23 protein-coding genes, 1 tRNA gene and 1 riboswitch are annotated in these 22,431 nt (G+C 54.4%); of the genes, 5 read left to right on the plus strand and 19 right to left on the minus strand.

All coding sequences use genetic code 11. From position 1 onward, the window contains the following. Nucleotides 1-13: 13 nt before the first annotated feature. Nucleotides 14-433 (plus strand): HIT family protein, encoded by a 420-nt coding sequence (locus G512_RS0111705; RefSeq protein ID WP_036489664.1) that lies wholly within the window; start codon nucleotides 14-16, stop codon nucleotides 431-433. A 78-nt stretch (nucleotides 434-511) separates the two neighbouring features. Here G512_RS0111705 and G512_RS0111710 read toward each other — a convergent pair whose 3' ends face one another. The 6 genes from G512_RS0111710 to G512_RS0111735 form a co-directional block, all read right to left on the minus strand. Then, complete coding sequence (locus tag G512_RS0111710) at nucleotides 512-1,270, minus strand: GNAT family N-acetyltransferase (RefSeq protein WP_028481880.1); 759 nt, start codon at nucleotides 1,268-1,270, stop codon at nucleotides 512-514. A gap of 147 nt (nucleotides 1,271-1,417) precedes the next feature. After that, the gene (locus G512_RS0111715) at nucleotides 1,418-1,771 is read right to left on the minus strand and encodes an AzlD domain-containing protein (RefSeq protein ID WP_028481881.1); all 354 of its coding nucleotides are present in this window, start codon (nucleotides 1,769-1,771) and stop codon (nucleotides 1,418-1,420) included. Then, nucleotides 1,768-2,529 carry an AzlC family ABC transporter permease gene (locus G512_RS0111720; RefSeq protein ID WP_028481882.1) on the minus strand — a complete coding sequence of 254 codons (762 nt, stop codon included), beginning with the start codon at nucleotides 2,527-2,529 and terminating at the stop codon, nucleotides 1,768-1,770. The genes G512_RS0111715 and G512_RS0111720 overlap by 4 nt, the downstream gene beginning before the upstream one ends. A gap of 212 nt (nucleotides 2,530-2,741) precedes the next feature. Then, nucleotides 2,742-5,177 (minus strand): ATP-dependent Clp protease ATP-binding subunit ClpA, encoded by a 2,436-nt coding sequence (clpA, locus tag G512_RS0111725; protein WP_028481883.1) that lies wholly within the window; start codon nucleotides 5,175-5,177, stop codon nucleotides 2,742-2,744. A gap of 12 nt (nucleotides 5,178-5,189) precedes the next feature. After that, nucleotides 5,190-5,519: an ATP-dependent Clp protease adapter ClpS gene (gene clpS, locus G512_RS0111730; RefSeq protein WP_028481884.1), complete on the minus strand. Its 330-nt coding sequence runs from the start codon at nucleotides 5,517-5,519 to the stop codon at nucleotides 5,190-5,192. Nucleotides 5,520-6,087: 568 nt separating this feature from the next. After that, nucleotides 6,088-6,426, minus strand: coding sequence for a phasin family protein (locus G512_RS0111735; protein ID WP_028481885.1), 339 nt, complete (start codon nucleotides 6,424-6,426; stop codon nucleotides 6,088-6,090). A 367-nt stretch (nucleotides 6,427-6,793) separates the two neighbouring features. Here G512_RS0111735 and G512_RS0111740 point away from each other — a divergent pair, with 367 nt between their 5' ends. Further along, on the plus strand, nucleotides 6,794-8,206 hold the full coding sequence (locus tag G512_RS0111740) for a D-alanyl-D-alanine carboxypeptidase (RefSeq protein ID WP_028481886.1): 1,413 nt from the start codon (nucleotides 6,794-6,796) through the stop codon (nucleotides 8,204-8,206). Nucleotides 8,207-8,224: 18 nt separating this feature from the next. On the opposite strand, the gene G512_RS0111745 is transcribed toward G512_RS0111740, so the two are convergent. The 3 genes from G512_RS0111745 to G512_RS0111755 all read right to left on the minus strand — a co-directional run bounded on the left by G512_RS0111745 (nucleotide 8,225) and on the right by G512_RS0111755 (nucleotide 10,350). After that, nucleotides 8,225-8,968 (minus strand): J domain-containing protein, encoded by a 744-nt coding sequence (locus G512_RS0111745; RefSeq protein WP_028481887.1) that lies wholly within the window; start codon nucleotides 8,966-8,968, stop codon nucleotides 8,225-8,227. Between the two features lie 2 nt (nucleotides 8,969-8,970). Then, nucleotides 8,971-9,699 carry a hypothetical protein gene (locus G512_RS0111750; RefSeq protein WP_028481888.1) on the minus strand — a complete coding sequence of 243 codons (729 nt, stop codon included), beginning with the start codon at nucleotides 9,697-9,699 and terminating at the stop codon, nucleotides 8,971-8,973. Between the two features lie 216 nt (nucleotides 9,700-9,915). Further along, the gene (locus tag G512_RS0111755; protein WP_028481889.1) at nucleotides 9,916-10,350 is read right to left on the minus strand and encodes a DUF1489 family protein; all 435 of its coding nucleotides are present in this window, start codon (nucleotides 10,348-10,350) and stop codon (nucleotides 9,916-9,918) included. A gap of 517 nt (nucleotides 10,351-10,867) precedes the next feature. Here G512_RS0111755 and G512_RS0111760 point away from each other — a divergent pair. Next, a complete protein-coding gene (locus tag G512_RS0111760; RefSeq protein WP_028481890.1) occupies nucleotides 10,868-11,545 on the plus strand; it encodes a DUF599 domain-containing protein in 678 nt (225 codons plus the stop codon). Nucleotides 11,546-11,621: 76 nt separating this feature from the next. Here G512_RS0111760 and G512_RS20930 read toward each other — a convergent pair whose 3' ends face one another. Continuing rightward, on the minus strand, nucleotides 11,622-12,869 hold the full coding sequence (locus G512_RS20930; protein WP_051269269.1) for an adenylate/guanylate cyclase domain-containing protein: 1,248 nt from the start codon (nucleotides 12,867-12,869) through the stop codon (nucleotides 11,622-11,624). 336 nt (nucleotides 12,870-13,205) lie between these two features. Further along, on the minus strand, nucleotides 13,206-13,820 hold the full coding sequence (locus G512_RS0111770; RefSeq protein ID WP_028481891.1) for an ATP-dependent Clp protease proteolytic subunit: 615 nt from the start codon (nucleotides 13,818-13,820) through the stop codon (nucleotides 13,206-13,208). Nucleotides 13,821-14,176: 356 nt separating this feature from the next. Here G512_RS0111770 and G512_RS20935 point away from each other — a divergent pair, with 356 nt between their 5' ends. Beyond that, nucleotides 14,177-16,291, plus strand: coding sequence for a putative bifunctional diguanylate cyclase/phosphodiesterase (locus G512_RS20935; protein WP_143181439.1), 2,115 nt, complete (start codon nucleotides 14,177-14,179; stop codon nucleotides 16,289-16,291). Nucleotides 16,292-16,306: 15 nt separating this feature from the next. On the opposite strand, the gene G512_RS0111780 is transcribed toward G512_RS20935, so the two are convergent. From G512_RS0111780 to G512_RS0111800, 5 genes are all read right to left on the minus strand, one after another. Then, the gene (locus tag G512_RS0111780) at nucleotides 16,307-16,732 is read right to left on the minus strand and encodes an ACT domain-containing protein (protein WP_028481892.1); all 426 of its coding nucleotides are present in this window, start codon (nucleotides 16,730-16,732) and stop codon (nucleotides 16,307-16,309) included. Nucleotides 16,733-16,762: 30 nt separating this feature from the next. Next, complete coding sequence (locus G512_RS0111785) at nucleotides 16,763-17,209, minus strand: PaaI family thioesterase (protein ID WP_028481893.1); 447 nt, start codon at nucleotides 17,207-17,209, stop codon at nucleotides 16,763-16,765. An 84-nt stretch (nucleotides 17,210-17,293) separates the two neighbouring features. Further along, nucleotides 17,294-18,694 (minus strand): magnesium transporter, encoded by a 1,401-nt coding sequence (mgtE, locus tag G512_RS0111790; RefSeq protein ID WP_028481894.1) that lies wholly within the window; start codon nucleotides 18,692-18,694, stop codon nucleotides 17,294-17,296. Between the two features lie 253 nt (nucleotides 18,695-18,947). Next, a tRNA-Leu gene (locus tag G512_RS0111795) sits at nucleotides 18,948-19,034 on the minus strand. A 177-nt stretch (nucleotides 19,035-19,211) separates the two neighbouring features. Next, nucleotides 19,212-19,478 (minus strand): FliM/FliN family flagellar motor switch protein, encoded by a 267-nt coding sequence (locus G512_RS0111800; RefSeq protein WP_028481895.1) that lies wholly within the window; start codon nucleotides 19,476-19,478, stop codon nucleotides 19,212-19,214. A 128-nt stretch (nucleotides 19,479-19,606) separates the two neighbouring features. Between G512_RS0111800 and lipB the strand changes: the two genes are divergently transcribed. Next, the gene (gene lipB, locus G512_RS20940; RefSeq protein WP_036489666.1) at nucleotides 19,607-20,353 is read left to right on the plus strand and encodes a lipoyl(octanoyl) transferase LipB; all 747 of its coding nucleotides are present in this window, start codon (nucleotides 19,607-19,609) and stop codon (nucleotides 20,351-20,353) included. On the opposite strand, the gene G512_RS0111810 is transcribed toward lipB, so the two are convergent. The 3 genes from G512_RS0111810 to G512_RS0111820 form a co-directional block, all read right to left on the minus strand. Continuing rightward, nucleotides 20,350-20,619: an acylphosphatase gene (locus tag G512_RS0111810; RefSeq protein WP_028481896.1), complete on the minus strand. Its 270-nt coding sequence runs from the start codon at nucleotides 20,617-20,619 to the stop codon at nucleotides 20,350-20,352. The genes lipB and G512_RS0111810 overlap by 4 nt on opposite strands. An 87-nt stretch (nucleotides 20,620-20,706) precedes the next feature. Beyond that, a complete protein-coding gene (locus G512_RS0111815; protein WP_028481897.1) occupies nucleotides 20,707-21,600 on the minus strand; it encodes a DMT family transporter in 894 nt (297 codons plus the stop codon). A 140-nt stretch (nucleotides 21,601-21,740) separates the two neighbouring features. Next, nucleotides 21,741-21,886, minus strand: a riboswitch (FMN riboswitch). Nucleotides 21,887-21,971: 85 nt separating this feature from the next. Next, nucleotides 21,972-22,400, minus strand: a complete 429-nt coding sequence (locus tag G512_RS0111820; protein WP_028481898.1) for a gamma-glutamylcyclotransferase family protein — start codon at nucleotides 22,398-22,400, stop codon at nucleotides 21,972-21,974. Nucleotides 22,401-22,431 lie beyond the last annotated feature (31 nt).

Here is a 22,431-nt window from a genome sequence, read left to right on the forward strand (position 1 = left end):
AGAGGTTTGCACCATGACCGCCTACGACGACCAGAACGTATTTGCGAAAATCCTGCGCGGCGAGATGCCAAGCGAGAAGGTCTACGAAGACTCAGATACCCTTGTCATCATGGACATCATGCCTCGTGGCGATGGCCACGTTCTGGTGGTGCCAAAAGCCGCTTCTCGTAACATTCTCGATATCAGCGCCCATGACCTGACAACCTTGATGGCCACAGTACAAAAAATGGCCAAGGCCGTCGTGAAGGCCTTCGATGCGGATGGGGTTACAGTTCAGCAGTTCTCGGAAAGCGCAGGAGGACAGGTCGTGTTTCATACCCACGTCCATGTCATTCCGCGCTTTGACGGCGTGGCTCTGCGTCCACATACGGGTGAAATGGCTGATGCCGCAGCCTTGAAAGAGCATGCAGACAAGATCCGCGCCGTTCTATAACTCAATGTGAGACTTGATTGGGACGTGCGCATCGGCCTCTTGTTGCGCACGCCTCTTGCATCAGGTTCAGCCTGTCCGCTACTTGACCACCTTGTCGAACCGACTGTCCATGCATGCGCTCAGGTCAGTCGTGACGAACTCACCATCTTTAAACAAATCAAACACCGTTGATGGGCAAGGCGCCGCCATCGCCTCTTCCTGCGTTGTCAGAGGGACAATTCGCAGCGGTAAACCACGCTTGTCAGCCGCTTCTTTCAAGGATTGATTGACGTGCAGGTCAGTAAACGGACAGCGCGCGCTGTAGTACGCAACCAGTCCGGCGTCATCCGGCCCCTCGCCGGCGCGTGCAGCAGCCAAGAATGACGGATCACCAGCCGCCTCGTCCAGTTTCAAAGCCAGCAGCTCAAATCCCCAAGGAGAGCTGTCGGCAACTTCAAACCCTTGGCGCTTGAACCACTTTCCGTCACTCATGAAGTGAAACTTCTTTTTTCCCGCTACAGTGACCAGTCCAACTTTCCCGGTAGCCTTCGCTGCTTCAACAGCCTTGGCCAGCAAAGCCTTGCCGTGCCCCTTGCCTTTGAAGCGCCCAGACACCCAAAAGCAATTGATCAGCAGATAACCCGGGGCATTCAAGGGCACCCACCCGTGTTCAGCTGGCCCGAACTCGATGAATACCTTTCCACGCTCATCCAGTCGCACGAACTCATAGCCCTTGGTAAACTGCTCGCTCAGCCAGTCTTTTTTAGCCTGATATCCAGCAGCGCACTTCTTGTCCGAAATGGCACAGCAAATGTGTTCCTGTCCTATGCAGTCGGCATTGAGATGCAGATATGTCATTCGGCCCTCCCTTCGTACCTACCCTTAGGCTAACAAATTGACAGCAAGCACGGCAGGAGACAGATCAAACACCCCTACCCAAAATCTAATGGAGATCACCCAATTCAACGGCCCTGCCTTGGTTGGGTACGACCTGAGCGTCTTCCGTCACATCAAAATCAACCAACCGCCGATCAGCACCGCCTCCGCAGCCCCAACACCGAAGAGGAGATTGTTTCGGGACAGCTTGAAGCATGCAAACCCGATCACTGCCGCTGACACCCTGAGAAACAGAGGTGTTTGGCCCAGCGGGCCGTCAGGAAAGAGGATCAACCGCGCGATGATCGAAGCAATGAGAGCCGTCGCTACAGCGCGCACCCACGTGAGAAGCTCACTTTCCTCATGCAGGCGACCCGCCGCCAACACACCAATCCAGCGCCAGATGTCTGTGGCCAACCACCCGGCCACGAAAATCATCAGGTAGGGCCACCACCACGTGGCCTGCACATCCACCGCCGTCATACGCGCCTCCGCCGCAGCAATCGAGCCAGCCCATATGCCATGCTGCCTCCCACTATGCCGGAAAGCAAAAGATCACCGCCCGGGGCCCACAGGTGAAACAAGGGCCCCAACACCAGCCCAAAGCCCATCGCCAATTGGTCCGAGACCTGCCGTGTCGCACTCAGCATGGAGAGCAGGAAATAGACCGGCGTCAGCATCACCAAGGCACCGGCCACAATTTCAGGCAGTTGCGGAACGAGCAAATAGGCGATGGCGGTCACCAACGCGACGGATGTATTTACCAAGCAGACAAATCCGGCCAGATACGGCACGCGAGCCGGGCGCGGCAACTCCGGCAAGGTCCGCATGGCAAACACCCACGCTGTAACCGCCACAAAATGCGACATTGCAAGCAACTGCCAACGCGGCGTCCTGTGACCATCCCTAAGGACAGGCATCAGCGCCATCGCCATGGGCATAAGGCGAATGGAGGACAGCGCCACCGCTATGGCAGCAGCAAACAGCCCCACACCGGTGGACAAGGCGCTGGTCAATACCACAATGCTCGGCAAGGCCCAGATGAATACAGTCATCAGGACCACCTGCAGCAACGACAGATCCGCCTCCCGCGCTAGACTTGCAAAACCGATGAAGCCCCCCATCAAAATTACGGTTGGCAAGGAAAATGCCGCCCGCACCCCTGCGACAAACCAATGAAACCAACCGACGGGTGCGGCGTCCTCCTGTTGATGCTCGTGAACTGGATTGCGGTTGCCCATAGGTAGCCCCTCACTTCGCTGCCGAGGGTCTGGACCCTGCACCCAAACACCTCAAACACCCTCGCCTGCGCAAAACTACTGATATTTTAGTCTTGATATGCTTAGAAGCCAGCACGACCCAGTGCAAACCCTCCTTTCGATTCACCTGAAATGAAAAAGGCCGGGACTGTTCACAGACCCGGCCTCAAGACTTTTAAACTCTCGCATTCCGCCTATTCGGCGAGCGGCACTTTCGGCACGCTGGACGCACCGCCCTTACCGGAAGAACCACCGGTTTCAGCCTTGGTTGGCTTCTTCCGTTTCGGCTTGGCAGCACGTTTGGTCGCTGCCTTCGGGGACTTGGCGGGCTTGTCTTCGATACTTTCCAGCAGCAAGCCCTTCTCATCCTCAGAAACGGAGACTTTAACAGTACCGCCCTTCTTGAGCTTGCCGAACAACACCTCATCCGCAAGCGGCTTCTTGATATGCTCTTGAATGACACGCCCAAGCGGACGGGCGCCCATTTGCTGGTCATATCCCTTGTGCGCCAACCATGCGACTGCCTCCGGCGTCAACTCGAAGGTAACGTTCCGCTCGGCCAGCTGTGCTTCAAGCTGCATGACGAACTTCTCAACCACCTTGTGAATGACCTTGTCATCCAGGTTGGAGAACGGAATGATCGCGTCCAGACGGTTCCGGAATTCCGGAGAGAACATCCGGTTGATCGCCTCCGTATCATCCCCTTCCCGCTTGACCTGATTGAATCCAATCGGCGGTTTGGCAAGATCGGCTGCACCGGCATTCGTGGTCATGATCAAGATCACATTGCGGAAGTCGACCTGTTTGCCATTGTGGTCAGTCAGCTTCCCGTGGTCCATGACCTGAAGCAGTATATTGTAAAGGTCCTGATGGGCCTTCTCGATCTCATCAAGCAACAACACACAATGTGGGTGCTGATCGACGCCATCGGTCAACAGGCCACCTTGGTCAAACCCCACATAACCGGGAGGAGCACCAATCAGACGCGAGACGGTATGCCGCTCCATGTACTCGGACATGTCGAACCGAATGAGCTCCACACCCAGCGTTGACGCCAACTGGCGAGCGACTTCCGTTTTACCAACCCCGGTTGGGCCAGAGAACAGATAGGATCCGATGGGCTTGTCCGGTTCCCGCAACCCTGCCCGTGCCAACTTGATGGAAGCGGACAATGCTTCGATTGCCTGATCCTGGCCATAGACAACCCGTTTCAGACTGTCATTCAGGTTGGACAAGACTTCCGCATCATCCTTGGAAACGGACTTCGGCGGAATACGAGCCATTGTTGCGATGGTGGCTTCGATTTCCTTCAAACCAATCGTCTTGCGCCGCTTGGATTCCACTACCAACATCTGAGAGGCACCAGACTCGTCAATCACGTCGATTGCCTTGTCAGGCAGCTTGCGGTCGCTCAGATAGCGCGCCGACAACTCGACGGCCCCTTTCAAGGCGTCGTTTGTAAACTTCACATTGTGGAAGTCCTCGAAATAAGGCTTCAAGCCCTTGAGGATCTCGATGGCATCCGGAATGGACGGCTCGTTGACGTCAATCTTCTGGAAGCGACGAACAAGCGCCCGGTCTTTTTCAAAGAACTGCCGATATTCCTTGTAAGTCGTCGATCCGATACAGCGAATGGCGCCAGAGGCCAGCGCAGGCTTCAACAGGTTGGATGCATCCATCGCACCGCCCGAGGTCGCTCCGGCTCCAATCACCGTATGAATTTCGTCAATGAACATGATCGCGCCCGGATATTCTTCAATCTCCTTGACGACCTGCTTGAGGCGCTCCTCAAAGTCACCCCGATATCGAGTGCCGGCGAGCAGAGATCCCATGTCCAGCGCGAAGATGGTTGCGCTCTTGAGAACCTCAGGCACATCTCCAACCACAATCCGACGAGCCAAGCCTTCAGCAATGGCCGTTTTACCTACGCCAGGATCACCAACATAAAGCGGATTGTTCTTGGACCGACGACACAAGATCTGGATCGTACGCGCAATCTCCTTGGCACGTCCGATCAAGGGGTCAATCTTGCCCGAAAACGCCTTTTCATTCAGATTCACGCAGTAGGCATCAAGCGCTTCAGACTTCTGCTGCTTCGCCTCAGAAGACTGAGATGAGCCCCCCGCTGCACTGCCCGTACCCATGGAATCGTCATCGACACCACGGATCGGCTTGGGTTCGGTCATACCAGCGCGTTTTGCAATGCCATGGGAAATGTAGTTGACGGCATCGTAGCGGGTCATGTCCTGTTCTTGCAGGAAATACGCGGCATGGCTTTCCCGTTCAGCAAAGATGGCGACAAGTACGTTCGCACCCGTTACCTCCTCGCGTCCTGACGACTGAACGTGAATGACCGCACGCTGAATAACTCGCTGGAAACCGGCGGTGGGTTTGGAATCCTCATCACCATCAATTACGAGGTTTTCGAGTTCCGTATCAATGTATTCAACAACATCACGACGCAACTGATCGAGATCGACATTGCACGCGCGCATCACGGCGGCGGCATCCTGATCATCAATCAAGGCGAGGAGAAGATGTTCCAGTGTTGCATATTCTTGCTGACGTTCGTTTGCGAAAGCCAGGGCCTGATGGAGAGCTTTTTCAAGACTGCGAGAAAATGACGGCACAGGCGCCCCCTATTACTTTTTCTCCATAACACACTGCAATGGATGTTGATGTTTTCGGGCGAAATCCATAACTTGCGTGACCTTTGTTTCAGCCACCTCATAAGTGAAAACGCCGCACTCACCGACGCCGTGGTGATGGACATGAAGCATGATCCGCGTTGCGTCTTCCCGGCTCTTGTGGAAGAACCGTTCAACCACGTGGATGACAAACTCCATGGGAGTGTAGTCATCGTTCAGCAGCAGCACCCTGTACAGACTTGGCCGTTTCACCCTCGGCTTCGTCTTGGTTACAGTGATCGTTCCGCCATCACCACCGTTGTCCGGATCGTCGCTGCCACTCATTCGTACCTCGTGACCCCTCATGTATAATTCAGGGACGTTGATAGTATTTAAACAGAGGCCCCTCGAATTCAAGGGGGAATTTTCGTCACTACAACTAAATGATGTTTGAAATATTGTTCCCAACTTTGCTTCGCTCAAGTTTTTTTGATGACACGCGATGTTATTATGACAACAATCCCGCAAAAAACCTTCAGCATCTTGCGAAAAATGCTGTTTCACCGACATTGTACTTACCTTCTCACATGGGCTGGTCTACACACCCCGACCGGCATTCTTACTCTTAAATAGAGAGCATCAGACAGAATACAAATACCGCAACCTGCTCCGACGCTGCTTACCATCACACTACTTGGAACCATTTTGCACACGGCAGGCGAAAATCAAAACCCAAATCCGTGCATTGCTGCTCCGCTATAAACCAAGGGATGACATGGAATTTGGATATCCATCGCACAATCCCCAAACTGAAAATGTGATTGCGGCACATCAGCAACACAAAAACCCGGATGTCGCCACCCGGGTTTGATGATCATCATGAGTAGTTCGAACCGAAGTTGTTCGGAACAGGCTACTTGCCCGTACCGCTCTTGGCGAAGGCACCAGTAAATGGCTTGGACGCTTCCTTTGCCATGTCCGCATACAGATCGCCAAGCTTGGTCATCTCTGTAACCATACCTTCATAGCTCGATTTGGCGAACGCAGTTTGCGCCTCGAATGCCTTGTCCAGCGTCCCAGCAGCCAAGACCGCCTCCACCGCCGCACTTCCCTCATCGAAGCTCTTTTTGGAATAGGAAGACAATTCGCTGGAGATCGCCTGCATGCCTTTTGACATGGCAGAAAAACTCTCGGCCATCAGCTCTGAATTGTCCTTGTGAAATTTCTGAAGCTCTTCAAAACCAGCAATCATATCGATTTCCCCAATATCCAACGGGAGAATACGGCTCACATTTGTAAACTAGAGGACGGAAATTTAAATCAAATCCGCCATGCCGCACTGCACAATAAAATTGATAATGTTTCGCACCGCATTATTCAACCTTTAACTGCTAGTTACCCTGCGTCAAATTTGATAGTGCATAAAATCACGAAAATGATGCTGTGCATTTACACATTCGTAACTGCGTTTGCAGCATTTTGGGCATGAAGCGGTTTGGGGGCTTTTCCTGTTTTTCAATCCCGCAAGAAAGACGCGAATCTCGTGTCTTGTCTGCAAGCCGTGGTTTAGTGCGCGTAGTCTACGCGAAAAGAATGCTTATTTGCGAATGGGGCGAGTTATGGGTCTGCGTTTTTTTGGACCGCTATCACGTATCAAGAAGACTTTTAGCCTGATTGCTACGGCTGGCCTTGTAGCCGCCACGGTTGTCGCCACACCAAACATGGCGCAGGCAAATTCCAAATACGCCGGCATCGTGGTTGATGCCAAAACGGGCAAGGTTTTGTATCAGGACAACGCGCATGCCAAGCGTTACCCTGCCTCCACCACCAAGATCATGACACTTTATGTGTTGTTCGAGGAGCTGGAAGCCGGGCGTATGTCGCTGAATACGCGTATGAAGGTGTCCAAATACGCCTCCCAACGCCCACCGACCAAACTCTGGCTGAAACCCGGCGGATATCTTCGCGTCAAAGACGCCATCTACGCCTTGATCACACGATCGGCAAATGATGCCTCCACGGTGATCGCAGAACACATTTCCGGTTCGGAAGCTGCCTTTGCGCGTCGAATGACGCGAGCTGCCCGAGCCATCGGCATGAAGGATACGGTCTTCAAGAATCCGCACGGCTTGCCCAACAGCAAGCAGGTAACAACAGCAGCCGACCTGGCGCTGTTGGGACGTGCCATTCAGGACCGTTTTCCCAAGTATTACAAGTTCTTCAATACGCGTTCATACAAGTACGGCAAGGCAACCTTGCGCAACCACAACCGCTTGCTTGGCCGCGTCAAAGGCGTAGACGGCATCAAAACCGGCTACACGCGCGCCTCTGGCTTTAACCTTGTAACCAACGTGGAACGCAATGGTCGCCATATCGTAGCGGTTGTCATGGGTGGTCGCTCAGGCCGCAGCCGCGACGCGCACATGGTAGACCTTATCAATCGCTATCTGAACAAGGCCAGCCGCGGGCCTCGCACGGCTCCGCTGCTCCTGGTGGATCGCAAACTGCCGCAGATTGCACCGGCCATACCCGTGGCGAAAGCAACGGCAATTGGCACGCCAGCAGCGCCGAGCACCATGATGGCATACGCCTCCAGCTCGGCAACACCGTCAACCAAGCCCGGTAGCGACCCAATTGCACAGATGTTGGAACGACATGACTCTCTGGCACCAATTGCCAAGGCTGACGATCCGATCAAAGTCGCTTCCGTGGCACCGACCGCCGTACCGGTAGCAACACCATCCACGGCAGCAGCAGATGTCGACATCGCAGGCTCGGAACCAACACCTAGCTGGCATGTTCAAATCTCTGCCTCTGAAAGTCAGGAAAAGGCCATTGAACTGCTGGAGCGCGCCCGATCTGCCACAGGTGGCAAGCTCAAGCGCTATTCGATGTATACCGAGCCTGTCAAAACCAACAATCAAACGCTCTACCGCGCACGCTTTATTGGCTTTGAAACCAAGACAGCTGCGTGGGATGCCTGCAAAACACTCAAGCGGGCGAACTACTCTTGTTATGCCGTTTATCAGTAACTTGCGTCACGGTGATGTCTAATGTCTGTTGAGAAGCCGATCCTTCGCCTCGTTGAGCTTAGCAGCAAGGACCGCGGAGCCGCCGCTGTCCGGATGAACACGCTTGATCAAGCGCCGGTGAGCCGCCCGGATTTCGTCCGTGCTGGCACCCGGGGCAAGACCAAGAATCTCGTAGGCCTCCTCTTCAGTCAGAGTGCCCGAGCCCGACGAATGTCTCTGCCCAGATGCGGAATCCGACTGGAAGTGTTCACGCCAGTTGGCGAACCGGCTGTCGAGATAAGTTTCGAATAACGAAACACTGTCGCGATCACCGGAGACATCCCGCCAGAGGCTCTTGAGATCCTCCATGGATAGATCCGAGAGCCTCTGGCCGGCATACCGACCAGAGCGAATTTTACCATCCATCTCGCCGGTCTCATGATCAAGCACCATTTCAAAGAAGGCTGATCGCACGGAAGAGCGCTGATTGCCCCGCCGAGCGCCAAAGGGATCCGTCGTTCCCATCCCGCCAAGATTAAGACCGCGCAATCCGGAAAACGGAGAAAAACCGCGCACGCCAAATAAAGAAAGCGCAACGGCTGCCAACGGGATGGCGACCACCCACCGTCCAGTGACGATCAAGAACACACAAACCGGAACGAGCAACATTCCCCCGGCCATCTTCAACTTGCGAGCCAACTCCACCGGATTGGATTTCGTGAACGCATTCGCAAGATAAATAGACAGGGCCAGAACCAGCCCGCCTGCTACCAAATAAGCCATGTTTAACGCATATCTCCGATTAGAAGCTGCGCCCCCTTGTGGCCGCCGCTGCTCAGTTTCTCCAGTGCCACACGGCCACCTGCCGAGTAAGCCGCAACGGCCCCCAACAACTGGCGCAGCCGCTCGGCAGATTGTCTGTCAAAGCGGTGGTAGACGCCTTTGGTCAACCGGGCCACTTCGCGAAAGGTATGTTCAGCCAGCGGATCGTTCCCCTCCTGAAACATGAATGCAGGAACACCCAACAATCCAAGCTCCCCAGCCTGATCGCACAGAATGTCGGGTTCTTCCTCCATACAGTCTCCAATATAAATGAGAGCCTGAACCTTTTTCTTCCGGGTCTCTGCGATGGTGTGTTTGAGGACTTTCTTGATTTGGGTCCGTCCACCCTGGCAGTGAATGCGCCCCATCATGGACGCCAACTGCCCTGCATCCCCGGCCCATTTTGAGGCCCGGCATTCGCCGAAGCCTCGAAAGTAAACCAGTTGCACATCCAGCCCACCAACCTTACCGGCTTCGTGGAACATTTCAGCTTGCAGATGGCAAGCTTGGTCCCAAGTAAGCTGACGGCTCATCGTGGCGTCCAGCGCAAACACCAGCCGCCCATGATCACCGGCTGTCTTTGGCGCACCGATGCCACGCGCGGCCTTGAGAAACTCTTGAATGTCCTGAGAGGATGAGGACGTTCCAGGGAGGTCGTTGCGCTTCAGAAGCGCATCTTGCTTATCTTTCATTGACAGGCCTCCAAACCCAACACTCTGAAAGGCTGGCGGTCAGTATAAATCCAAATGCCGCCTCGAATAAATACACGCCTGCATGTCGCAGGCGGATTTCCCTTTTCGTCATGTGAGCCTGAATCGCGCCCGGGCAAGAACATCCGGCAAAAAAACGTGTAGCGCCAACCATAAGGACAATGCCGTGCAGGCTGTTGTGGGCCAGTCAACAGCTAATCAAATGAGGCAGAGCTCCTGCAATTCCTTACGCATGGCTTCGGGAATGTCGGTTACCGGACCGGCAATCTGCAAGTCGTCAGGCGCATCCTCCGGCTTGAGGTAGCGCCAGCCTTGAAACGGGCGGCGCGGCCGCAACTGAGTATGAACAAGGTGGGGCTCCAGAACCAGATCGCATTGTTTCCGCCCGTTCTCATCCTGATAGACCCGAACGTCGATCAGCTTTTGGCGTACCTGAATGGCTCCCTTGATCACCCAGTACAGCGATCCACCGTCCAGAAGTTCGTCAATGCGTGTGGGCACCATACGCGTCGTATGCACCTGCTCATCTGAGAGCCCGGCAGCCAGCGCCATGATCTGACGATGTTCAATGTAAGACTGCAACTGCTCGGCGCTTTCGATGCCGACGCATAATTTGACAAGATGCAAAGCCATGGCACGCTCTTTAGCAACAAGCCGTGGGCTTGTGAAGTCACCCACGCCACCTTTGGAGACCAAAATGAAAAAGGGTGCAGACCGTATCTGCACCCCTTCCAAGAAACCCGAATTTCACAGTTTTCAGACCGTGTTAAGCACCGGCCCCTGCGAATACATAGATCAGCGCCAGCGCGCCCCCTAATGCGACAACTGCTCTCGCCGTCACGCCCCAGCAGGACTTCTGAACTTCCTGGTCCATAAAACACCATCAGTTGTTGTAGATAGCGCGCAAACTTTATGTCTCATGCGCTGCGGTCGCCGTGAATATCCCCCTTTGAGCGGGCATGCAACCCCCTTTGTGACATCGATTTGACATCTTTCCTGTGGACTCGCTCCTACCCCCTCGTTTAACCCTTCCTTTACTTCTTGAGCCCCCCTGTGCAGTCAGCGATAAAACAAGCACATTTCCTGTCAAGCACACCCTTCGGACACTCACGTTGGGGATAGCGTGAAGAACGGCGGAGAAAGGCCAATTATGGAGTACATAAGCCCGTACGATCTGGGCGCACTCGTGTTTTTTGTGTCGGCTTGGGCCTTCTACAACTGGCTGATCTACATGAGTCCGTGGAAGAAGAAATCCCTCACCCAAATGATGGATTCCTATCGTCATGAATGGCTCCGCGCCATGTTGTCGCGGCAGATGAGAATTGCAGACACCAATATCGCGTCCGGCCTTCAACAAGGCACATCATTTTTCGCCTCCACCTCTCTACTCGCCATTGGCGGTGCATTCGCCATTCTCAACTCAACGGAAAAGGTACTGGAACTGGCCTCCAAGATGCCGATCCAGCTGAACCAGAACCCTGTTCATTGGGAAACCAAGGCGATAGGGCTCCTGCTCATCCTCGCCTATTCATTTTTCAAGTTCGGCTGGGCATATCGGCTTTTCAACTATGCAACAATCGTGATGGGCAGTGTGCCAGACACTTCTGGTCCCGAGGATGCTGTAGCCGTTGAACGGGCAGATCGTGCAGCGCGCTTGGTTACATTGGCTGGACGGCATTTCAGCCGAGGTCAGGCAAGTCTGTTTTTTTCGGTGGGGTATCTGGGCTGGTACGGAGGGCCAACCGTGTTTGTGCTGGCTACTTTGTTCATTGCAATCGTGCTCATACGGCGCCAGTTCTTCTCAAAAGCGCGCGACGCGTTCCTTTGATATCTCCACCTGGGAAAGCACAAAGCAAATCTGGAACAGGCGAGCGCCCGACACTAAGAACGGGCGCTTCCAATCTTCACTGATCGCAGTGCGCACCGAAGGCATCCCACGCCAATCGTCCGGCCTCTGAATGACACTCATGCCCACGCCCCGGGGCCGTGTAAACCGGTTGCGGCTCGTCGAAACCTTTCAAATAGTACGAGCCCAACGCACCCGCATGGCAATCGACAATATCGGCAAACTCCTCGGACGTCAGGATATCGCGATTGAGATCCTTCGAAAGCCCCGCAATGCGTGATGCCTTGTTGACGGTCGGGCCCACGACCGTGAAGTCCAATCTCGTTTCACCGCCAACATTGCCATAAAAAACATCCCCCGCGTGCAAGCCCATTCCAATACGAAGGGCCGGCAATGTTGGGCATGTTTCCTGATTGGCCTGCTTGATTCCTTCCATGGTTTCGCGCGCCGTAAGCAAAGCGCGGCGCGCGGCGCTTTGAGCCTCCTCAGGAGTGCTGTAAGGAAATACCGCCAATACTTCATCGCCAATAAACTTCAAAACCTCACCTTGATTGCGTTCCACCGCTTCTGACATGGCTCCGAAGTAAGCGTTGAGAAGTTCGATAATGCCGTGGCTGGGCAAATGGTTGGAAAGCTGTGTGAAGCCACGCAAATCGGCAAAGCCAACAACGGCAGAAATCGTCTCCCCGTCTCCGCGTTTGATGTCACCACTGAGAACCTTGGCACCAGCGCGCGCGCCAACGTAGGTATTCAGAACGGTTTCTGCTTTCTCTTTCAGAGTATGCGTTTCGCAAATCATGCTCAGAGGTTGGGAGATTGTCTCCAACGCTGCGATATCCGCATGGACAAACCCATCCACGGCACGTGTAGCAACGCTTAATGTGCCCGGTGTCGCTTCCGTGAAGACAAGGGGCAAGGCGATGTAGTCAGTAAACCCACCAGCCCGCAAATCCTTTATAATATCAAATTCTCCGGCTCTGGGGGCTGAGCCGATACGCACACGAACGGCCTGTTCAGTGTCATGGACAACCTTCAGGGGGCTGGCAAGATACTGGCGTTCCAAGTCAGGGCTACCGCGATAGGAACGCAACTCAATACCCGTTGCTGGGGTCCAGTTAATGCTTTTTGCCCGCAACGAGGGATGCAAGACCGGTATGCTGACCATCAAGCGGTCAATATCCATGCCGGCCGACCGCAAACGATCAACCAGCTCATGGACCACCTGACTTAGCGCCGGATAGAACCTTGCTCTCTCATAGAGCCAACTGACGATATCCGCCGAAAGAACTGCTCCATGCATGGACATGTCAGACTCCGAATTGCGTGTGCACATAAATACCCCACTGCTTACGAATGAAACGCCGCAGTGCTGTTGTGAGGCTGACTGTTTCTTTTTGGTTTTGCTGATGTCAGGGCGCCCCAAAGACAAGACCATAGCGCCTGTGGCACCATCGGCAAAACCAGCAAACTGACCTTAGGTCTAGATAGCTAGCCAGCTACAGGTAGTTAGTGCCAGGCCGTACCCGATACAAGAGCAAAGTATCGCTCCACGCTCCCCCAATCGAGTGCTGATGCAGTCAGGCAACAAAAAAGCGGCCGCAAAACGACGGCCGCTTTAATGAAACATCAAAAATGGATTGCCCTAGGAGACTTCGCTGGAGTGATTGACCACCTTACCAACGAGGCCGTACTCGATACCCTCATCTGGGCTCATCCAGTAATCGCGATCCGTGTCTTTCTCGATACGTTCAATCGGTTGTCCTGTGGCTTCCGAGAAGATCTTGTTCAAACGATCTCTCATGCGCAGGATCTCTTTGGCCTGAATCTCAATATCCGTCGCCATGCCGCCGGCACCGCCGGACGGTTGGTGCAACAAGAACCGGGTATTTGGCGTACAGAAGCGACGTTCTTTCGGTACCGAGACGTAGATCAATGCACCAGCACTGGCGACCCAACCCATGCCAAGAATACGCACTTCCGGTCCTATGAATCGGATCGTATCGTGAATCATGTCGCCGGATTCCACGTGCCCGCCCGGAGACGACACGATCACGGTAATCGGGTCATTGGATACCTGAGCAAGAGCAAGCAAGCGTGAACATACGTCCTGCGCTAGTTCCTGAGTAATCTGGCCTGTGATCAGGACGGTACGTGCATCAAAAAGATGCTTGTCCACCTGGATGGACTTTTCGGATTTCGTCTTGTCGCCGTTCTCTTCATCCAAGTGATGAGGCTTCGGAGAGGAATAGTCCGTCATACGAGTGACTTGCTCCCTTGAATCAATGTGCCGCGACAGGCGGCGTGTCTATTGAATGTATTCTTAGAAGATGGAAACAAACCTCGCAAACATCAAACGCTGAATCCATCGCTTAGTCCCTGTGAAAATATGGAGTGGGTGCCGGCTTTCAACAACCCCTGCCCCAAACCGGCATGAAGAAGACCGTCAACAAGAGAAAACAACCTGTCATTAGGGGACAATTAACCTACAACTAGGTTTTACCGATGAACGATTTGCAAAGAAACTTGCCCTATGAATGTATTAAGCAGTTTTAGCTAAAAACTTATTCGTTTCCGCATAGATTGTGAGCATCCCAAGACCAGAGTGGCAAGAGCGTGACAGATCACCCCCGAGGCAGCGACAACCAACAACCTGCGGCCCCTCAAGGATCAGTGATGAAGGGCGGCAAGCGCATTCCCCATGGCAAGATACCAGAGAGGGATGCGGCGATCCTGTCCAAGATCGAGATGCCACTGTATCTGCTCGATCTGGAAAATATCTGTATTGTCTGGGCCAATCCTCGTGGACTGGAGTTCATGAAGGAGGATCTCGATACATTCGAGAATCACTCTTGTTTGCCTTTGCCTGCACCCTTTTCAGATCCGGCGCACATTCATCGATTGCGAAACTACCTTTTGGCCAATCCCGACACGTCCGATCGCCGGGAGTCGGTGACAGTGGTCATTGATGGTCAGCCAACCAGCATCACTTGCGTTATGGCCGAACAGCCAATGCAGGACGGACGATTGGGGCTATTGGTTCAGATTACCTCGATTACCACGACGGACGTTTCTCAGCTCCGAATTGCTCAGGCGCTGCTTTTCACGAACTCCATGATCTCGATGTACAAAGAAAATGGAGAGCTGATCTATGAAAACCCGATGAGCCGACTTCATAGGCCCAAGCGTGCGGCAGACCTGCCTGATCGGTTTTGCAACGACAGAGATTACAATGCCATTCGGGAAGCTCTGAAAACACGTCTGCAAACGAACCTCGTCTGCTTGATGAAAGCTGCCGAAGGTCATCGCTGGCACGACGTGACAGCCAGACGAGGTCATGATCCGGTAACGGGTGAACGAACAATTCTGGTCAGCGCCATCGATGTGACCCAACGATTGGAAGCCGAGCACAAGGTGCGCTACCTCGCTCACCACGACACCCTGACAGGATTGCCCAATCGCACGCATCTGGAAATCGCAATCAACCGTCTTTTGGATGAATCCGAGCTGAACGAGACCACTGGTGCCATGCTGTTCATTGATCTTGATCGGTTCAAGACCATCAACGACACGCTGGGGCATTTGGTAGGCGACGAACTGTTGGTGCAGGTGGCCAAACGTCTGGATGCCATTGGCCGTGATCTGGGCTTTGTCGCACGATTGGGCGGCGACGAATTTGTGCTACTGCTCTCCAACTTTCCAGATCAGGATCTCGTGGAAGAGGTTGCGGAGCATCTGCGCACGGATCTTTCGCGTCCCTATGAAGTGCGCGGTCACAACTTGCAGATCACACTCTCTGTCGGCGTTGCACTCTACCCACAGCACGGGAGAGATCTCGACACGCTGATGCGCAAAGCAGATCTTGCCATGTACCGCGCCAAGGATCTCGGCCGGGACCAGTTTTGCTTCTTCAATACACGCATGGCGGAAGACGCCGAGGAACGCTTGAAGGTCGAGAATGCCCTTCGTAAAGCCTTGGATAATGATGAGTTCGAACTTCATTATCAGCCCCGTCTGGATGTCAAGACCAATCGCATTTCCGGTGCGGAGAGCTTGTTGCGCTGGCACCATCCATCACGCGGACTGATCTCGGCTGGTGCCTTCATCGACGTGGCAGAAGAGACCGGACTTATCACAACCATTGGCGACTGGGTGGCCGAACAGGCCATGTGCCAACAGCGGAAGTGGGAAGATGAGGGCTACCCTTTGACACTTTCCGTGAATCTGTCAGCAGCCCAGTTCAAGCGCGAAAAGCTACCTGAACGACTGATTTCGCTCTCAGCGCGCCATAACGTAAACCCCGCCCGTATCAAATTCGAAATCACGGAAAGCTTGCTGCTCAAGGAAGCCCCCCTGACGTTGCGCCAACTGAACACTTTGCGCAACGCCAACTTCCACCTTGAAATTGATGATTTTGGCACGGGATACTCTAATCTTGGCTACTTGCAGCGCTACCCCGTCTCTGCGCTGAAGATTGATCGATCCTTCATCAGTGATCAGAAGCGCTGGCCCATCATGCAGATGATCACGCAAATGGGGCGCCTCATGAACCTTTCGATCGTCGCGGAGGGAATTGAGACACTTGATCAGCTGGCACAGGTCCGATCGATTAACTGTCACGAGTATCAAGGTTTCTTGTATTCGCCGGCCGTTAGCGCCAATGATTTTGAGCACTTGCTCGAACAGGAACGCGCAGGATCACGGCGCACATACGCGCTGGCCTCAGACTAGTACATGGTGATTTGTTCAGGCACCGCCATCCGCCTTTAGGGAGTTGATAGCAGCAACAGCTTCATCGGCCATCTCTTCAGGCACGAACACGTGGTCATGATAGTAACCGGCGACAACATTGGCCGGAATACCCTGCTGCGCAAGCTTAGATGAAATGGCGGCCGTCAAACCAACGGCCTCCAAAGAAGAATGGACTGATAAACGGATATGGCGAAAGGCCGGTTCCGTTGGCGCGCCTGCAACGCCGGCATGCTCCACGGACAGAATGGCCGTCAACTGGTCGCCTTCCTGGAAAGTACCAATAGGCTGAAAGTCGAGCACATCCGCCAGCTTGGCACCCGGAAACACCGCAAACACATAGGCCTGCGGTTCAAGGATCGCCTCGATACGGCTGAGGATGACACCGAGGTCTCGAAGAGCTCCGTCCCGATTGATAGGCATCAATAATCCTCCCAGAAAGCGTCGCCTTGCCTAAAGGTGCAAGCCAGATTTGCACGCCATCGTGAACAACCCCGTCGCAACAGGTAGTTTACCGCCCTCTTCCGTGCATTCAACATCCGTCTGCACGACACATAATGTTCGGCCCGGTTTCAGCACTCGCCCGGTCGCACATATTAGAGAGCCTCGACCGGGATTGAGAAAATTCAACTTGAACTCAACCGTCAGAACCCCAACGTCCTCAGGCATCAACGATAGCGCCGCCCATCCGGCAGCAACATCAGCCAGTGTCGCAATGGCACCCCCGTGGAAAAAACCATGCTGTTGAAGCACGCCATCAGTTCTTGGCATCTGAAGCTGTACCACACCAGGCTCGACTGACCTCAGCCTGGCCCCGATCAGGCTCATCATGGGCTGCGCGGTAAAACTTTGCTCGACGCGTGCTTTCCAACCACCGAACTTCGGCTCGAACCCTGCCATAAACACTCCTCTCCCCCTTCAAATAGTGATCAGAGAGCCTATAGCGCCGTTTTCCGAATGTCTGTTGGCCTTCAGTAGGCCAACCTAAAACGGCAGGCCAAACCACCACGCTGCAAGGAACAAGAAGGAGAAAAAGCCGACAACATCTGTGATCATGGTAACAAAAACGGACGATGCCAATGCCGGGTCCACTCCCAGCCGGTTCAATGTCATGGGCACCAAGAGACCGAACAACGCCGAGCACACGGTATTCAGCAATACCGCAGTGGCAATCACCACACCCAGTTCTGGATTGGCAAACCAGGTGGCGGCGATGATACCGATCAGAATACCCAGACCAATACCGTTCATCAGGCCCACCAACAACTCGCGGCGCAAGACACGCCATAAATTGCGTTTATTCAAGTCCTGAGTCGCAATGGCCCGCACGGTCACGGCCATGGTTTGGGTTCCCGAATTCCCCCCCATCGAGGCTACGATTGGCATCAAGACCGCAAGAGCGACCATCACATCAATGGTGTTTTCAAACATCGAGATAACGGTCGCCGCCAGTAGGGCCGTAAACACGTTCACCACAAGCCAAGTGATACGCGAACGGGCGGTTTCGAAAACGCTGTCAGAGATTTCCTCATCGCCGACACCAGCAAGACCCATCATGTCTTCTTCAGCTTCTTCCTGAATAACGTCCACAATGTCGTCAACGGTGATGATACCCACCAGCCGATCCGCATCATCGGTCACAGCAAGTGAGACCAGGTTGTACCGCTCGAATTTACGCGCTACCGCTTCCTGGTCTTCGTTGACACGCACCAGATGCCGCGTTTCCTCCATGATCTTGGAGATTTTCTTGCTGCGCTTTGTCGCCAAGAGCTTGTCCAGCGACACAGCACCCAACAGTCGGAAACCGGGATCAACGACATAAATCTCATAGAACCGTTCCGGCAGATCCGTTGCGCTGCGCAGGTAATCAATCACCTGCCCCACAGTCCAGAACGGAGGTAATGCAATAAAGTCCGTCTGAACAAGGCGGCCTGCGGTATCCTCAGGATACTCAAGAGCGCGGCGCAACTGCGAGCTTTCAACAGACGGCAGCTCCGCAAGAATCATGTCCTGCTCGGCCTGCTCCATATCCTCAAGAATGAAGACGGCGTCGTCTGATTCCAGTTCGCCGATACCCTGCGCAACGGCATCCGGTGGCAAATCCTCCAGAAGCTGGAGACGCACCGGCTCGTCCATTTCGGTCAGAGCGGTATAGTCAAACCCCTCGCCAAGCAGCTGAACCAGCGCAACTCTGTCTTCGCGGGACAGAGTTTCGATCAGTTCACCGGAATCGGCAGCGTGCAAATCGCCCGCAAGTTCCTGCACATGCTCGGCATCGTTGGCCTTAACGGCAGTTTCAACCGCCTGAATCCAGTCAGCGTTCAGATGCCCGTTTTCGTCTCGTACCGCCAAATCTGTTGGAGCCGCCGCATCTGTCTCTTTCATCGTGTTTTCGACCAAGGGACCTCCTGACACCGGCAAACCGGTCTGACAGCAGTTAGGGGTAACGGATCCAGCACTCAGCAAGGTACGGCAAAACAACCATATTCCAAACTGAACACAACCTCTGCACAGTCGAATGACTGGCAATAAAGATCAACAGTTTAAGCGAAGAAGGGCGGCAAAACGAACCGCAGCCTGTATAATTATGGAGTTTGAAAAGCAAAAATCCCCGGCTCTTGTCAGAGCTCGGGGATTTTGGTGCGGCCGAGAAGACTCGAACTTCCACGGGTTTTACCCCACAGCGACCTCAACGCTGCGCGTCTACCAATTCCGCCACGGCCGCTAAACTGTGGCTCGGCAGGTCAGCGGTGCTGCCCTCGCCGTCGGTGAGCGGTGTATAGCCAACTGCTATGTACCGCGCAAGGGCTTCGTCACAAGATATTCACAACAAGCCCGCTTTTTATGTGTTTGCCCGCTGAACCAACGAGAGTTTTCCACCAGAGTGAGCGACAGCTAACGATCAAATCCGATCGTCGGTCCGAGCGGGGCGTACTTCCGGCGGTCTTTTCAATATCTTGGTGATCTTGATGCCAACCTTGTCACCCACCAGAGTAACCTGTCCCTTGGCCACAGGCATCTTGTTAGCGAGGATCTCAACCTCATCTTCCTCGGTCGCATTCAACTCGATCACGGCTCCGCGCCCCATGCGCAGAAGCTGATGAACCGGCATTTCCGACCGACCCAGCACGACGGAGATATCCACTGCGATCTTATCAAAGGTGGTCATTCGTGTAATCCAAGCCTAAATAGGAGCCGCGCATCCTTCATGCACGATGCCCGCACACTAATGGATTTTTGCGGGTACCGCCACGTGGGAATCAACGTGTTCCAGAACTGACAAAACAAGTGGGCACCATGGCAGACCGGCAAACCCTTACAACTGACTTTCACCCAAGCCCCGATACCCCACCGGTTGAGTGGGCGATCGATGACGGCCTCGTGGCCTATGAAGATGCAATTGCCGAGATGGAAGCCCGCGTAGCTGCCATTGCCCGTGGTGAAGCCCGCGAACGGGTCTGGCTTTTGGAACACCCGCCCCTTTACACCGCTGGTACATCTGCAGATCCTAAAGACCTGCTCATGGCTGATCGTTTCCCCGTCTATGAAACGGGGCGCGGCGGACAATACACTTACCATGGCCCGGGACAACGGGTTGCCTACGTCATGCTGGACCTCAAGCGCCGAACTCAAGATGTAAGAGCCTACGTAGCCGCACTGGAAGAGTGGATCATTTCCTCTCTATGGGACTATCATGTTCGCGGCGAGCGCCGCGAAGACCGTGTGGGTGTGTGGGTTCGACGCCCCGACAAGGGAGCGGATGTGGAGGACAAAATCGCTGCCATTGGCATCCGCTTGCGCAAATGGATCACTTTTCACGGTATCAGCTTCAATGTTGACCCGACCCTGGACCACTTTTCCGGCATCGTGCCCTGTGGCATCCAGAAGCACGGCGTTACCAGTCTGGTGGATTTGGGTTTGCCCGTTACCATGGAAGAAAATGACAGCGTTTTACAGAGCCAATTCGAACGCCTTTTTGGCCCCGTCGAACGCGTGGGCTCAACCGGATTGGCAAAGCCCTACAACTCAGAAGAGACAGCCTAAAACGCGACCTTGAACGGCCCCTCATGGACAGGGGCCGGCCCTACCCGCTCAATCGCCGTTACAGAGGCGAAGGCGGGACCGTCCTTGGCTACGTCCAACAGTGCATCGACACGATCCTCTTCTCCCGAGACCTCTGCCTCTACCCGGCCGTCGGAAAGATTTCGCACCCACCCGGAAACACGCAGGCTATTTGCTGTCTGCTGAAACCAATGGCGGTAACCGACACCCTGTACCCGGCCGGAAATCATCACACGTACACTGGTCATGAGCAGGCCTCCTCTGTTCATTTCGCTCAGCAGATCACAAAACTGTCCCGGTCAAGTCTAGCCATACCGGGACAGCCGGATCAACAGTCAGCCGGTCTTGCGTTCAGCCTGAACAATGAACAGTGATGCGCCAATGATCAGAGCAGCGCCGAGCCACAGGTTGCCCGGCGGCACCCATCCGAAAACGATGAATCCGCAAAGTACATTCAAAGGCAGCTTCAGGTGATCGAACGGCTGCAAGTACGCAGCATCGGTGCGTGCATAGGCCATCGCCAAGGTGCTATTGGCTACAGCACCGAGCAGACCTGCGGCAATAACGAGCCACCACGCCATGGCCGTACCCGGCAGCTCAAATCCAGCACCCAGAGCCAACAGAAGGTTGATAGGCGACAAGAACAACAAGAGATACAGCGTGACCGATTGCGGGCTTTCTTCCTCTTCCAGCTTTTTCATGCACAGGATTGAGCTGCCCCACAACACGGCAGCTGCAACCGGCAACAAGGCGCCCCAAACAAATGCCTCCGACCAAGGTGCCAGAATGATCATCCCGCCTATGAAGCCAAGAAGCGTTGCTCCCCATCGTCTGGAGGTGACACGCTCACCAAGCACCAATGCGGCCCCGATCGTCACAAAAAAGGGCGAGGTCATTAAAAGAGCAATCGCTTGCCATATCGGCACGGGATAGGCCAGAGCAGCAACCCATAATTGCACGCCCAGCGCGGCCAGTCCGACGCGAAGGATGTGCAGGCCGAGCCGTCTGGTTTTCAACCCGGAGAACCCGATCCGCCAAACGACTGGCGCCATGGCCACGAGAGAAACGAAATACTGCCAAAACGTGGCACTTGGCGACGCCAGGCCCAACGTCATGGTGAGGTACTGAATGGAAACATTCGAAAGCGCAAAACCAACACCGGCAAACACCATCCAGAACGCACCGGTAAGAGCAGCCTTGCTATTGGAAACAATTGTGGCGTCAGTCATTTGTACCAACTCCACAGATCTGGCTCGTCGCCAGCAATGAATTCAAACTGCATGATCACTGATCCAATTTGTCAAAAGACATTCAAAATTGAATCAGGACGAGTCCTTCCTCGGCTCTCCTTCAAGGAACAACCAAGACAGGTTTTTCTCTTTCATCCGGACTATGACCGTCGGTTCCGGAATCGCACCGGATCTGCTGACCTGCCGCTTGCACGACAGCGCTCGTGGACTAGAGCCGCGACCCATTACCACCGGTGGGGACTTTCACCCCGCCCTGAGAATCAGTTGCCCCGTCAGAGCGGGGCAACCTTAAGCACAGTTTTACCAGCAGGTTTCGAGGAGTGCGAGCTGTTTTTTAGTATCACTGAAAGCTATTGACGCCGACTTTCCCACCCCTTGAGTTCCTCAATGTAGGTTTTTGGAAAGCCCCAATGCGTGGCGCCTACCATCACGTCATGCCATATCTTGGCATGCGGTGACCCAGTGCGGGCCGTCTGACTGAAGTAGACCAAAGCGTTTCGGGTCACCGGACCGCTTCGAACTGGCAGGAAAACCTTGTGCTGTGCTTTGCGAAACAGCGCTTCAGCCCCATCAATTGTGGCCACGTGGCCAATGCGCACATCCCATAACACGCCATGAACACGCGAACCGGGCGCCTGCACCATTGAGGTTGTCCCTTCGCTGGTAACGATGAACCGATAGCCCTCCATGAATGCCGGACCGATCGCTTTTCCGCCAGGGCAGCGCTTCTCCATGCCGTCCGGGTTCATAAGCTGACCATATGCAAAGTAAAGTGCCATATTGTTCCTCCAGCCATACGCTACAGCGTTG

It is taken from the genome of Pseudovibrio exalbescens DSM 16456 (assembly GCF_000422785.1).
GTDB classification, from domain to species: Bacteria; Pseudomonadota; Alphaproteobacteria; order Rhizobiales; family Stappiaceae; genus Pseudovibrio; species Pseudovibrio exalbescens.